This window comes from Erythrobacter sp. GH1-10, from assembly GCF_045363165.1.
Taxonomy (GTDB): domain Bacteria; phylum Pseudomonadota; class Alphaproteobacteria; order Sphingomonadales; family Sphingomonadaceae; genus Erythrobacter.
In genome coordinates, this window is the sequence record NZ_JBJFLP010000001.1 from 198344 (window position 1) to 211292 (window position 12949).

At 64.1% G+C, this 12949-nt stretch carries 10 protein-coding genes; 1 reads left to right on the plus strand and 9 read right to left on the minus strand.

The window, feature by feature from the left end:
- Positions 1–3 precede the first annotated feature (3 nt).
- Positions 4–1287: a UDP-N-acetylglucosamine 1-carboxyvinyltransferase gene (murA, locus tag ACI5KX_RS00985; protein ID WP_406808814.1), complete on the minus strand. Its 1284-nt coding sequence runs from the start codon at positions 1285–1287 to the stop codon at positions 4–6.
- A gap of 103 nt (positions 1288–1390) precedes the next feature.
- On the opposite strand from murA, the gene ACI5KX_RS00990 reads away from it, so the two are divergent.
- A complete protein-coding gene (locus ACI5KX_RS00990) occupies positions 1391–2272 on the plus strand; it encodes a UTP--glucose-1-phosphate uridylyltransferase (RefSeq protein ID WP_406808815.1) in 882 nt (293 codons plus the stop codon).
- Between the two features lie 60 nt (positions 2273–2332).
- Here ACI5KX_RS00990 and ACI5KX_RS00995 read toward each other — a convergent pair whose 3' ends face one another.
- The 8 genes from ACI5KX_RS00995 to glnE form a co-directional block, all read right to left on the minus strand.
- Positions 2333–4051: a flotillin family protein gene (locus ACI5KX_RS00995; RefSeq protein WP_406811292.1), complete on the minus strand. Its 1719-nt coding sequence runs from the start codon at positions 4049–4051 to the stop codon at positions 2333–2335.
- A gap of 98 nt (positions 4052–4149) precedes the next feature.
- Positions 4150–4800 carry an OB-fold-containig protein gene (locus ACI5KX_RS01000; protein WP_406808816.1) on the minus strand — a complete coding sequence of 217 codons (651 nt, stop codon included), beginning with the start codon at positions 4798–4800 and terminating at the stop codon, positions 4150–4152.
- Between the two features lie 195 nt (positions 4801–4995).
- Positions 4996–6288, minus strand: coding sequence for a cytochrome P450 (locus tag ACI5KX_RS01005; protein ID WP_406808817.1), 1293 nt, complete (start codon positions 6286–6288; stop codon positions 4996–4998).
- Entirely contained in the window at positions 6288–7820 is a 1533-nt protein-coding gene (locus tag ACI5KX_RS01010) for an acyl-CoA synthetase (RefSeq protein ID WP_406811293.1), read from the minus strand. The genes ACI5KX_RS01005 and ACI5KX_RS01010 overlap by 1 nt, the downstream gene beginning before the upstream one ends.
- Positions 7821–8028: 208 nt before the next feature.
- Positions 8029–8727 (minus strand): M23 family metallopeptidase, encoded by a 699-nt coding sequence (locus tag ACI5KX_RS01015; RefSeq protein ID WP_406808818.1) that lies wholly within the window; start codon positions 8725–8727, stop codon positions 8029–8031.
- A 178-nt stretch (positions 8728–8905) separates the two neighbouring features.
- Positions 8906–9697: a ferritin-like domain-containing protein gene (locus tag ACI5KX_RS01020; RefSeq protein WP_406808819.1), complete on the minus strand. Its 792-nt coding sequence runs from the start codon at positions 9695–9697 to the stop codon at positions 8906–8908.
- A gap of 6 nt (positions 9698–9703) precedes the next feature.
- The gene (locus ACI5KX_RS01025) at positions 9704–10177 is read right to left on the minus strand and encodes a peroxiredoxin (RefSeq protein WP_406808820.1); all 474 of its coding nucleotides are present in this window, start codon (positions 10175–10177) and stop codon (positions 9704–9706) included.
- On the minus strand, positions 10170–12923 hold the full coding sequence (glnE, locus tag ACI5KX_RS01030; protein WP_406808821.1) for a bifunctional [glutamate--ammonia ligase]-adenylyl-L-tyrosine phosphorylase/[glutamate--ammonia-ligase] adenylyltransferase: 2754 nt from the start codon (positions 12921–12923) through the stop codon (positions 10170–10172). The genes ACI5KX_RS01025 and glnE overlap by 8 nt, the downstream gene beginning before the upstream one ends.
- Positions 12924–12949: the final 26 nt, after the last annotated feature.

Genomic DNA, 12949 nt, shown 5'->3' on the forward strand with positions numbered 1-12949 from the left:
AGGTCAGTCGTCGCCGACCCGCTCGATATCCGCGCCGACCAGCTGGAGCTTCTCTTCCAGCCGTTCGTATCCACGGTCGAGGTGGTAGATGCGTCGCACTTGCGTTTCGCCCTCGGCCGCGAGCGCGGCGATGATCAGGCTCATCGAGGCGCGCAGGTCGGTCGCCATCACTTCGGCGCCGGTCAGATCGCTCGGTCCCTTGACGATCGCGGTGCGGCCTTCGGTCGCGATATCCGCGCCCATCCGCGCGAGTTCGGGCACGTGCATGAAGCGGTTTTCGAAGATCGTTTCCTTGAGCACGCTCGTGCCCTCGGCCTTGGTCAGCAGGCTCATCAGCTGCGCCTGCATGTCGGTGGCGAGCCCCGGGAAAGGCGCGGTGGTGAGATTGACCGGCTTCAGCGCGCCCTTCGCGCGCACCGTCACGCCCTTCTTGTCCTCTTCGACTTCGACGCCGATCGCTTGCAGCGCGTGGGTAGTGGAGGCCATATCGTGCGCATTCGCGCCTTCGAGGCGGACTTCGCCTCCGGTGATCGCCGCCGCGCAGGCATAGGAGCCGGCTTCGATCCGGTCGGGCATCACGCGGTAGGTCGCGCCGTGGAGCCGCTTGACCCCGTGGATGGTGAGATCCGAGGTGCCAATACCCTCGATTTCGGCTCCCATCGCCACGAGCAGGTTGCACAGATCGACGATTTCGGGCTCGCGCGCGGCGTTGAACAGTCGGCAGGTGCCGTTCGCCAGCACTGCAGCCATGACCGCGTTCTCGGTCGCGCCGACCGAAACGACCGGGAAGTCGAACTCGCCGCCGGGGAGGCCGCCCTCGGGGGCCATCGCCTTGACGTAGCCCTGCGTCAGCTCGATCTCGGCGCCGAAGGCTTCCAATGCCTTCAGATGGAGATCGATCGGCCGGTTGCCGATCGCGCAGCCGCCCGGCATCGAAACCGTCGCCTCGCCTGTGCGTGCGAGCATCGGTCCGAGGACGAGGATCGAGGCGCGCATCTTGCGCACCAGATCGTAAGGCGCGACGGTCGAGGTGATCCGCGTCGCTTCGAGCGTCATCACCCTGCCGAAATCCTCCGGACGGGTGCCCTGGATCGCGGTGGTGACGCCGAACTGGTTCATCAGGTGCTGGAACCCGTCGATATCCGCGAGCCGCGGCAGGTTGCGCAAAGTCACCGGTTCTTCGGTGAGCAGCGCGCACGGAATCAGCGTGAGCGCGGCGTTCTTCGCGCCCGAGATCGGAATGGTGCCGGAAAGGCGATTGCCGCCACGAATGATGAGTTTGTCCATACGGCTGCCTTTATCGTGTTTGCACGCGCGCGCAAACGTCACAGAGCGGCAATGCAATGCATCCAGTTGACGCGGCGATCTCCAAGGCCCTAACCGAGGTGACATGAGCAGCCACAAACCGATCAAGAAAGCCGTCTTCCCCGTTGCGGGGCTGGGCACGCGTTTCCTCCCTGCGACAAAGGCGATTCCGAAGGAACTTCTGCCGATCGTCGACCGCCCGCTGATCCAGTATGCGGTGGACGAGGCGCGCGAGGCGGGGATCGAACAGATGATTTTCGTCACTGGGCGCGGCAAGACCGCGATCGTCGAACATTTCGACGTCGCCTACGAGCTCGAAGACACGATGAGCGAGCGCGGAAAGGACCTGTCGGTGCTCGAATCGACCCGCGCGACTCCGGGCGACATCATCACCGTTCGCCAGCAGGTCCCGCTGGGCCTCGGCCACGCGATCTGGTGCGCTCGGGCCATCGTCGGCGACGACCCCTTCGCGATCTTCCTTCCCGACGAGCTGATGATCGGCAATCGCGGGGGAACCGGCTGCATGAAGCAGATGGTCGATGCCTATAACGAGGTCGGCGGAAACCTGATCAGCGTCCTCGAGGTGCCGATGGCCGAGGTGTCGTCCTATGGCGTGATTGCGCCCGGCGCGACGAACGGGGCGCTGACGGAGGTTACCGGGCTGGTCGAAAAGCCTGCGGTTGCCGATGCGCCCTCGAACAAGATCGTCTCGGGACGCTACATTCTCCAGCCCGAAGTGATGCGGGTGCTCGAGAGCCAGGAAAAGGGAGCGGGCGGCGAAATCCAGCTGACCGACGCGATGGCGAAGATGATCGGCGACCAGCCGTTCCACGCGGTCACATTCGACGGCAACCGCTATGACTGCGGCAGCAAGACCGGCTTTGTCGAAGCGACGCTTGCGCTCGCGCTGCAGCGCGAAGACATGGGCGCGGATGTGCGCGCGATCGCCGAGCGGTTGCTCAATTAGGCAAGCGAAAACCCCGGAGCGGCAAGGCACCCCGGGGCTTCGATCTCAAGCTCGCCGAGCCTACTCGGCGGCTTCTTCCTTCGGCTCTTCGCCTTGGACGCCGAGGCCTTCGGGAGCGACAATGTCCTCGTCGAAGCTGAGCTCGGACAGCGCCCGGGCTGCATCCGACTTGGGGTCTTCCGCCGCGGCCTTCACCAGCGTGCCGAGCGAAGAGCCGTCGAGACCAAGCTCCTTCATCAGCCCGTCGAGGACGGGTGCTTGCGCGCGATAGGCGAGCGCGGCTGAGACCGCATCGCTGGCAAGGTTGCCCGAACCGCCACCGACCGAGCCATTGCCGCCGGAGCCTTTTCCGCCACCATTGGTGAGACCATCGACCTGGACGATCTTGATCGAATCGATAGCTTCCATCGGCTTGGCGCTTTCGCGGATTACCTCGGGTAGGACCTTGAGCAGCGCCAGCTTCGTCTGCAGGCTGATCTGGTCCATCGACAGGATGTTCGCGGCCTCGTTGATCGCCTGCTGACCGGCAGCTTCGACCTCGAAGCGCACACGGGCGGCTTCGGCGCGAAGCTTTTCGGCTTCGGCTTCACCCTCGGCCTCGCGGCGGAGCGCTTCGGCGCGATTGCCCGCAGCGTCGCGTTCGGCCTCGGCTTCGACTTTGATGCTGATCGCATCGCGTTCGGCCTGCTTCGACGCCTCGATCAGCTCGATCTTCTTCTGACGTTCGGCGATCTCGCTTTCGCGAGCCGTCGCGACCTGCTCTTCGGCTTCGACCGCCTTGGCGCGCGCGGCGTCGGCTTCGGCCTTGGCCTGGCTTTCCTCGCGCGACTTGTTCTGGACTGCGATCTGCTGTTCCTGCCGGGCGATTTCGAGGGCGCGAACCTGGTCGATCCGGGCCTCTTCGACGAGCCGGTCGGCCTCGATCTGCTGCGCGTCGACCTGCTTTTTGGCCTCGATCCGCGCGGCATCGGCTTCACGCTGGCGTTCGGCCTGTTCGCGGGCGATTTCCGAGGCCTGAGCGGCGCGTCGGATTTCGACCTCCCGTTCCTGTTCGAGCCTCGCATATTCGGTGTCGCGCCCGATTTCGAAGCTGCGCTGGTCGGCTTCAAGGTTCTTTGTCTCCATCTGGACGCGCGTGTCCTGTTCGATGTCGTTGCGCAGCTTCTTGCGCGCTTCGATCTGCTCGGTGAGCTTGGTGAGACCTTCGGCGTCGAACGCGTTGTTGGCGTTGAAGTGCTCGATCGAAGTCTGGTCGAGTCCGGTGAGCGAGACCGATTCAAGCTCCAGACCGTTCATCGCAAGGTCGTTCGAGGACACCTGCTGCACCTTCTGGACGAAGTCGGCACGCTGTTCGTGCAGTTCGTTCATGCTCATGCCCGCCGCGACCGAGCGCAGCGCGTCGACGAATTTGCCCTCGACGAGATCCTTGAGCATTTCCGGCTGCATCGTGCGCTGGCCGAGCGTCTGCGCCGCCATGGCGATTGCGCCGGCATCGGGGCGAACGCGGACATAGAATTCCGCCTTCACGTCGATCCGCAAGCGGTCGAGCGTGATCAGCGCTTCGGCATCGCGGCGGATAACCGAGAGCACCAGCGTGTTCATGTTGACCGGCATTGTCTCGTGGAAGACCGGCAGCACCAGCGCGCCGCCATTCATCACGACCTTTTCGCCGCCGACGCCGGTCCGCACGAAGGCGGTTTCCTTCGACGCGCGGCGATAGAGCATCGTCATCGATATGATGATGACAAGGAAGGCGGTGAAGATGATGCCAGCCCACATCAGGATATCAAAAAGTTCCATCATTCCTCCTGTTTCGGGTTTGCCATGCGCTTCGGGGCTGCGCATCGGCGTGTGGTGTGCCCGGCGAGTGCAACCTCTTAATCCAGTCCGAGCAAGCGATTTTCGTATTGCACCGCGAAGAAGATTCCCCCTTCGCGGCGAACCAGGAGGACTGTTTCTCCCTCCCTGAGTTCTACATCGGGATCATGGGGTTCGACCATGACGAAATGCGGGTGCCCGTGGATATCGAGCACTTTCGAGCGCGCAGGCGAGCCTTTGCGCGCCGTGCCTGTGTAAATCTCGGCATCGCGGCGCACGAGGCTGTCGAGACCGACGGCGGACGTTTCATCCTTGGGCAGCAACGCGCCTATCGGGCGAGCGACAAGTCCGGCGACCGGCAAGGTGCCGATACCGGCGAGCACGCCTGCAAGCCCGGTGTGGAGCGGCGAGCCCAACAGGCTGAGCGCGAGCGCCTGACCCGACACGCCGATCGCGGCGAACAGGACGAGAAACATCGTTAGCCAGACGAGGAAGGGCACGCGCCCCAGGCCGATCAGGCTGAGCAGCCCGCCGAGGAACCCGGCGCCCGAAACGACCTCGCCGCCATCGACGTCGGCATCAATGTCGATATCGATCTCCGCATCGCCACCGAACATGTCGCCCGCGCCGAGGATCTGGGCGATCGCCACGAACGCCAGCAGGGCGATCGCCACCGCAAATGGCAGGTTGTATGGTTCAAGCAAAGTCATCGTATTTCACCCAAACGACTCCGCGCCGCAGAGCCTGCAACATCCATTCTCCAAGTTTTTCCCATGAATGGTCGATTAACACATGTTTCCCGGAAATAACAGGAAAATCGGAATTTGCGTTCGATAAATTCGTCAAACAAACAAATCTTGCACGATTGCACTTGAATTGTTCAAGATACAGCCCATATATAAGGCTTACACTGGCGTGATCCTGAGCGGCAGTGTCTTCAAACCTCCCACGAATGTACTGGTCGCGCGCTTCGCTTCGCCTGCAGGTTCGACCGTCTCGATCCGGTCGAGGAGCGCTTCGAACAGGATGCGCATTTCGAGCCGCGCAAGATGCAGGCCGAGGCACTGGTGCGCCCCCGCTCCGAACGCCAGATGTCGGTTGGGCGAGCGCGCAGCATCGAATGTGCGCGGATTGTCGAATTGCGCCGGATCGTGATTGGCCGCGACGTAGTTGATCATCATCCAGTCGCCCGCCTTCACCTGCTGCCCGCCGATCTCGACGTCTTCGGCGGCAGTGCGCATGAAATGCTGCACCGGCGAGGTCCAGCGGATGGCCTCCTCGACGATACCCGGAAGCAGCGACCGGTCGGCTTTCACCTTCGCCCATTGCCCGGGATCGTTCGCCAGCGCCTGCATCGCTCCGGCGGTCGACGCACTGGTGGTGTCATGCCCGGCGGTGGCAACAATGATGTAGTAGCCTGCCATGTCGCGCGGCGGCAGCGGCTTGCCGTCGACTGTGGCGTTGGCGATCACGCTCGCGACGTCCTCGGTCGGGTTCGCACGGCGATCCTCGGCGAGCGCGGCGAAGTAACCCTCGAAAGTCTTCACCGCCCCGGCGACGATCTGCACAACCTGTTCGGGCGTCATCTGGTCCATGCCGGTGCCCGAAAGATCGGCATCCTGCCCGCCGAACAGCTGCTGGGTGAGCATCTGCATCCGCGGCTCGTCTTCGGGAGGCACGCCGAGGATCTGCATCACCACCCGAAGCGGATAGGGTCCGGCGACTTCCTTGACGAAATCGACTTCCGCGCCCTGCTCGATCATGCGGTCGACAGTGCGATGCGCCAGCGCGCGGATCTCGTCCTCGATCCGCGCGAGGTTGCGCGGCATGAACCAGTCCTGCGTCAGCTTGCGGTACTTGGGATGGATCGGCGCGTCGAACACCACCAGCGAATCGACCAGCATGTCCGATCCGGTCGCCGCGCGGCTGAATTCGATCGCCTGATTGAAGCTGAACACGACCGGGCGCGGATTGTTGAGGAAGGTTGAGTTGTCTTTCGAAATCCGCATCACGTCATCGTAGCGGGTGACCAGCCAGAAAGGTTCGAACAGCCCTTCCTGTTCGGGCACGATCCTGGCGACTGGGCTCTCTTCGCGCAGCCGGTCAAACGTGTCGAGCAGGCTGTTCCATTCGGCGTAGGCGTGCGGGTCGATCACCTGCTTGGCGATCTCGGTCGGCAGGATTGCCGGTTCGCCCATCAGGCGTCAGCCTTCTCTGCGTATTCGTCGCGCAACTCGCGCTTATAGAGCTTGCCGTTGGCCTCGCGCGGCAAATCGGGCCGGAAATCGAACAGCTTCGGCATCTTGATCTTGGACAAGTTGGGCGCGAGGAAATCGCGCAGCTCGGCTTCGAAATCCTCGCCGGCATCGGCCATGTCGAGCGGCTGCACCACCGCCACGACCTTCTCGCCCAGGTCGGGATCGGGCGCGCCGATCACCGCTGCGTCCATCACCTTGTCATGCGTCACCAGCAGGTTCTCGATCTCCTGCGGATAGATGTTGACCCCGCCCGAGATGATCATGTGGCTCTTGCGGTCGGTGAGATAGAGGTACCCATCCCCATCGACATGCCCGATATCGCCCAAAGTCATCCAGCCCTTGGGATGCATCGCCTCGCGCGTCTTTTCGGGATCGTTGTGATAGGTCGGCAGCAACACGTTCTCGAAATAGATGAGGCCGTCCTCGCCTGCCGGGAGTTCCTCGCCATCGGGCCCGCAAATGTGCAACGTGCCGTAGATCGCCTTGCCGACCGTGCCCGGGTGGGCGAGCCAGTCTTCGGACCTGACCATGGTCATGCCGATGCCTTCGCTACCGGCGTAGTACTCGTTCACGATCGGCCCCCACCATTCGATCATCTCGCGCTTGATCGGGACCGGGCATGGCGCAGCAGCATGGAGCGCGCGCCGGTGGCTCGAAAGATCGTATTTCGTCCGGATTTCCGGATCGAGCTTGAGGAAGCGCACGAAGTGGGTCGGCACCCACTGGCTGTCGGTGATCCTGTAATCCTGGATCGCCTTCAGCGCCGCCTCGGGCTCGAACTTTTCCATCACCACCAGCGTTCCGCCAAGCCGATGCACCGCCGAGCACCATGCAAGCGGTGCGGCGTGGTAAAGCGGCGCGGGCGACAGGTAGATCATGGTGCCATCGGTCGGCATCCCCGCACCCATCGTGGCGAGGCCGAGGAACGGCACGACCGCTTGCGGATCGGGATCGGCGGGCGGCGCCGGGCGGATACCCTTGGGTCGCCCGGTTGTGCCCGAAGAATACAGCATGGTGGCCCCGGCGCGCTGATCGGCGATCGGCTCGGCAGGCTGCGCTGCGAGCGCAGCTTCGAAACCTTCCGACCCATCGTCGCCCACCAACATGACGGGGAGGTCGGGGCATTGCTCCCGGATTGACGTGAGCACCTCGTCGAAGGCATGCGACGTGATCAGGAATTTCGCCCCCGAATCCTCAAGGATATAGGCGATTTCGGGCGCGGTCAGCCGGGTCGAGATCGGGACGAGCATGGTGCCCGCACGCTGCGACCCCCAGACGAGCGTGAAGTAGTCGATCCGGTTTTCGAGAAGCACCGCAAAGGCATCGTCGGGCCCGAGCCCGCGGGCGCGCAGCAATTGCGCAAACCGGTTCGCCGCCTGATCCATCTCGGCATAGGTGATTTGCTCGCCCGATCCCGCCATGATCACGGCGGGATGGTCGGGACGGTTCGCGGCGTGCGCGATCGGATGCATGCTCATTGATTTCTCCCTCGCGCGGCACGGGCCGCGCCTGTCTCTCTTGGGAAGAAATCTAACGGGAGGGCGCACGCACTCAAGCGAAATCGAAACAGGCGCTTGCGGACGCCGGACAGAAAAAAGGCGGCGGGATAACCCGCCGCCCATGTTCGGACACCCTCTCCAATGTCCGACCCGCTTCCAGGCGGGTAAACCGTTCGGAGGCTTATTCGCCGCCGATGCCGGTCAGCGCGCTATCCTGAGCGAGCGCGACCTGTGCCTCGGTTTCCACCATATAGGGAATCGGGTTTACTGCAACCCCATCGACGCGGACTTCGTAGTGAAGGTGCGGGCCGGTCGAACGCCCGGTCGAGCCAACATAGCCAATAATGTCGCCCTTGCGCACGGTTTCACCGGCGGTGACGGCGAGCTTCGACATGTGCGCGTAGCGGGTTTCCAGATCGGCGCCGTGATCGATGCTGATGTAGAGACCGTAGCTCGAAAACCAGTCGGCGCGGCCGACAATGCCGTCAGCCGTCGCGTAAACCGGCGTGCCGGTTGGAGCGGCGAGGTCGACGCCCTTGTGGCGGGCGCGCTTGCGCAGGACCGGATGGTTGCGCATGCCGTAGCTGCTCGTCATCCGCGCACCCGAAAGCGGCATACGCGACGGCACTGCGACGATCGGCTGTTCGACGGGCGCACCCGGTCCGGCCTGATCGAGCGCGGTCCAGCTTGCGAACAGCTGGCGGAAGCGCGGATCGCCCGATGTCAGGCTCTCGGCCTGCGCTTCCTTGACGGGCGCGGTGACATCGGCGGCGGAATTGGTGGAGGTGTTTGCAGCGGCCGGCGCTGCGGCAATCAGCGACGCAGCGGCGCAAATTGCGGCGGTCGCCTTCCCAAAATGACGCTTCAACAGCGTGTTCATAACTGACCCGGTCCTTGTTAGCGGCGTTTTCGCCTTCGCGCTTCGTCAGCGCGTCATCTCAACTCTTGCGCCACTCCGACTTCGCAATCTGAACTGCTGCGATTTGCAGTGCGGCGGTGTTCAAACGGACCGATTGGCCTGCCTGAACGCGTGAGGGTGGAGTTATCGAGCGAAAATCTTAATGCGCAACTTCCGCGTAGAATTCGCGCGACAAACCGGCTGCAAGACGCGCCGAGTCGTTGAACGGCGGCTTAATGGCACCCCGAAAGTGCTCCCGAACGAGCGATTGCCACATCGATTCTGCTGGATTCCCGCGCATTTGCGCGCACCGCAAAAAGTGCTTGGTTCCGAATCCGACATGCCGGATTTCGTCGTCAAGGATCCGGGAGAGAATTTTTGCGCCATGGTGATCGCCCGCCGATTTGACCCGCTCGAGCGTTGACGGAGTGACGTCAAGTCCGCGCGCTTCGAGCACCATCGGAACGATCGCCAGCCGGGCGGCGACGTCATGCCGGGTGTTATGCGCCGCCTCCCACAGCCCGGCGTGCGCGGGCAATGCACCGTAATGGCTGCCAAGCGATTCGAGCTTGCGGGCGAGCAGCGCGAAATGCATCGCTTCGTCGGCAGCGACCGAGAGGAAGTCGCCGACGAACTCCTCGTCCATCGTTTCCCCGAATCGTCCCGCCATGTCGAGCGCGAGGTCGATCGCCACGAATTCGATATGGGCAAGACTGTGCCAGAGCGCGATTCGCGCCCGCTCGGATCCGAACTTTCCGCGTTTGGGCATGCGATTCGGCGGCAGCAGCTCTGGGGCATCGGGCCAGGCCGGCTGGTCGGGCATCGCGACGTCGAATTGCCATGCAAGCTGGCCACGACGCCATCGGCGCGCAACATCGCGCGTCGCAAAGCACTTCGCGCGCGGATCGGCTGTCAGCAGCGCCGAACGAATGGCGGATGCGACGGTTTGCATCGGGGCTTAAAGCGCCTTGGCGGCGTCAAGCACTTCTTCGGCGTGCCCCTTGACCTTCACCTTGTTCCAGATCTGAGCGATCTTTCCATCGGGCCCAACCAAATAGGTTGTCCGTACCATACCCATGAAGGTCTTCCCGTACATCTTCTTCTCGGTCCAGATGCCGAGCGCATCGGACAGCCCGCCTTCCTCGGCATCGGTCGCCAGCGGCGTCTTGAGATCGTGCTTGGCGATGAAATTCTGGTGCTTTTTCGCGCTGTCCTTGCTCACGCCGAGAAGCTCCACACCCGCCTTGTCGAATTCACCCTTTAGCGCGGTGAAATCCTTGGCCTCGGTGGTGCAGCCGGGCGTGTTGTCCTTGGGATAGAAGAACACCACCAGCTTTTTGCCCTTGAAGTCGGACGGTTTGACCGTGCCGCCATCGGGGGTTTCCATCGCGATATCGGGCATGGCATCGCCGACGCTGGGAAAATCACTCATTGTCGCTCTCCGTTGATTGGTTCTGCTCGTCAATAGGCTGACCGAAGATGTTGTTCCACACTATCGTGACAGCGTGGCGCGCGTTGACGAGGCGATGCAGCAGATCCTCGTAAACGCTTGCGCCGCACGCTTTGGCCAACGCCTTGGCCGCGCATTCGGGAGGCTCCTTGCCGCCCGGGGCCAGCAAGCGTCCGGCCACGAGGATGCGCGTCATCAGGTCGTAGGCTGACACGATCTCTTCCGGCAACAGTCCTGCGGCGACCAATCCGGGAATCGCGGTGCCGAGATCGGGATCGAACGCAGCCGGATGTGCATCGGCCAGTTCGCGCCCGCCTCGCAGCTGCAGGAAATGGATCAGGAATTCGAAGTCAACCAGCCCGCCGCGCAGCAACTTGACGTCGATCGGACCGCCCGGCCGCTTGTGTTTCGCAATCTCGCCGCGCATCGACAGCACAGCCTCGCAAAGCTCGTCGGGATCGCGATCCTGACGGATGACGGCATCGACGATCCGCTGCAGGTCCGCCCGTGCCTCCTGCGACCCGGCAAGCGGGCGCGAGCGCGCGAGCGCCATGTGCTCCCACGTCCACGCGCTCTCCTGCTGGTATTTGGCAAACGCCTCGCAGCTCACCGCAAGCGGCCCCTGCGCGCCCTGCGGCCGCAATCGCGTGTCGACCTCGTAGAGCGCGCCCTGAGCGGTCGGCACCGAAAGGGCGGCGCTGACACGGCTCGCCAAGCGGTTGAAGTAATGCGTGGCTCCGAGCGGTCGCTGCCCGTCCGATTGCGCTGCGAAGTCCCCGGTGAAGAGGTAGACGATGTCGAGGTCCGAGGCATGGGTCAGCGCCCCTCCGCCCAGCCTTCCGAGGCCGAGCACCAACAATTCGCCGCCTTCTATCCGGCCATGCACTCTGGCGAATTCGAGCTCGGTCTCGCGCAGTGCCAGCTGGAGCGCCGCCTCGGCCGTGCGCGAGAGCGCGGCGGCTATATCGAGCGGGTCCGACATCCCTTCGATCAGCTGAACCCCGAGCGCGAAACGGATCTCGCCGGTCACCACCCGGATGGCGTCGAGCACCGCCTCGTAGTCGCGCCGGACCGCAGCGCCTTCCATCCGGGCGACGATCTCCTCGATCGAGCCGGGCAGGTCGAGCGCCTCGCGGTCGAGCAGGGTGTCGAGCAGCTCGGGCCTGCGCGCAAGCTCGTCGGACAGGCTCGGGGTGAGCGTCAGCGTCGCGACCAGACGGTCGAGCAGTTCGGGCCGCGCATCGAGCAGGCGGAACAGGGTGATTGCCGACGAAGCGCGTTCGAGGATGCCTTCCCAGCGGACGATCGCGCGATCGGGGTCGTCGCTCGCGGCCATCGCGTCGAGCAGGGCGGGAAGCAGGTGGTCGAACGCCTCGATCGCCTGCTTCGAGCGCAGCGACTGAAACCTGCCATCGCGCCACCCCTCGATCCGTTCGGCCAGCTTCTCCGGCTCTGCGAAACCTTGCGAGCCCAACCTTTCGGCCAGCTGGCTGGCAGCGGGAGTCTCCACCTTGCTTCGCTGCTTCCCGCCGATCTGGGCTTCGTAGATCTGGCCGGTCCGCTCGGAGAGCTCTTCCAGTTCCTCGACCAGCGCTGCCCCGTTTTCCAGCCCGTCGAGCCGTGCCACGCCATCGAGCGCCTCGCTCTCGGGCAGAATGTGCGTCTGGCGGTCATTCACCATCTGCAGCCGGTGCTCGATCTGCCGCAGCCGGTCATAGCCTTCGCCGAGCGTGACGGCATGGTCCGGGTCGATCCAGCCCGCCCGTGCGAGAGCATCGAGAGCCTCTCGCGTGCCGCGCACCCGCAAGGACGGGTCGCGACCGCCATGGATGAGCTGGTGCGTCTGCGCGTAAAATTCGATTTCGCGAATACCGCCGCGCCCGCGCTTCACATCGAACCCGGGCCCGGGCCGCTGCGGCCCCTTATAGCTTTCGCGGATTCGCCGGGTCAGTTCGCGGATCTCCTCGACCGCGCCGAAATCGAGGTCGCGGCGCCACACGAACGGCCGGATCGCTTCGAGAAATCTCTCCCCGGCGGCAAGATCTCCTGCCGCCGCCCGGGCGCGAGTGAACGCGGCGCGCTCCCAGGCGAGCGCCTGCCCCTGATAATGCGCCAGCGCCGTGCTATAGGGCACCGCCATAGGGCTGATCTCGCTGGCAGGACGCAAACGCAGATCGACCCGCTGGACGTAACCCTCGACCGTATTTTCGGACAGCAGTTTGACGACCTGCCGCGCATAGCGCTGCGCGGCTTCGCCCGGATCCTCGCCCTCCCGACGTCGCAATGTCTGCGGATCGTAGAGCAGGATCGGGTCGATATCGGAGGAATAATTGAGCTCATGCGCTCCCTGCTTGCCGAGCGCGAGGGCGATAAAGCCATCGGGGCCGTCGCTTCCGGTCCGATCCAGGATCGCGGTGCGGATCGCCCGGTCGAGCGCGCGGTCGGCAAAGTCGCTCAGCTCGCCGACCACCCGTGCCAAAGGAAAGGCGCCAGCGAGATCGGCGATCGCCACGGTTGTCGCGAGTGCCAGCCGCTCGCGCCGCATGCCAATACCCGCATCCTCGTGCTCGCCCCGTTTCCTCGCCCAAGCGAGCGCTGCTTCTCCGTCCCCATCGACGAGCAAACCACGCAGTTCGGGCTGCCGGTCGAGCGAGCGGGCGAGGAACGGCGCGTGCGCTTCGGCCCGCGCCAATGCGTCCTGCCAATCGCCTTGCTCCGTCCTGCTCATGATTGCCTCTCTTGCAGTGCCCCTTT

Excerpts from the sequence above, each read along its gene's own strand:
- murA (WP_406808814.1), bottom strand. The coding sequence starts at position 1,287 with ATGGACAAACTCATCATTCGTGGCGGCAATCGCCTTTCCGGCACCATT.
- ACI5KX_RS00990 (WP_406808815.1), top strand. The coding sequence starts at position 1,391 with ATGAGCAGCCACAAACCGATCAAGAAAGCCGTCTTCCCCGTTGCGGGG.
- ACI5KX_RS00995 (WP_406811292.1), bottom strand. The coding sequence starts at position 4,051 with ATGTGGGCTGGCATCATCTTCACCGCCTTCCTTGTCATCATCATATCG.
- ACI5KX_RS01000 (WP_406808816.1), bottom strand. The coding sequence starts at position 4,800 with ATGACTTTGCTTGAACCATACAACCTGCCATTTGCGGTGGCGATCGCC.
- ACI5KX_RS01005 (WP_406808817.1), bottom strand. The coding sequence starts at position 6,288 with ATGGGCGAACCGGCAATCCTGCCGACCGAGATCGCCAAGCAGGTGATC.
- ACI5KX_RS01010 (WP_406811293.1), bottom strand. The coding sequence starts at position 7,820 with ATGCATCCGATCGCGCACGCCGCGAACCGTCCCGACCATCCCGCCGTG.
- ACI5KX_RS01015 (WP_406808818.1), bottom strand. The coding sequence starts at position 8,727 with ATGAACACGCTGTTGAAGCGTCATTTTGGGAAGGCGACCGCCGCAATT.
- ACI5KX_RS01020 (WP_406808819.1), bottom strand. The coding sequence starts at position 9,697 with ATGCAAACCGTCGCATCCGCCATTCGTTCGGCGCTGCTGACAGCCGAT.
- ACI5KX_RS01025 (WP_406808820.1), bottom strand. The coding sequence starts at position 10,177 with ATGAGTGATTTTCCCAGCGTCGGCGATGCCATGCCCGATATCGCGATG.
- glnE (WP_406808821.1), bottom strand. The coding sequence starts at position 12,923 with ATGAGCAGGACGGAGCAAGGCGATTGGCAGGACGCATTGGCGCGGGCC.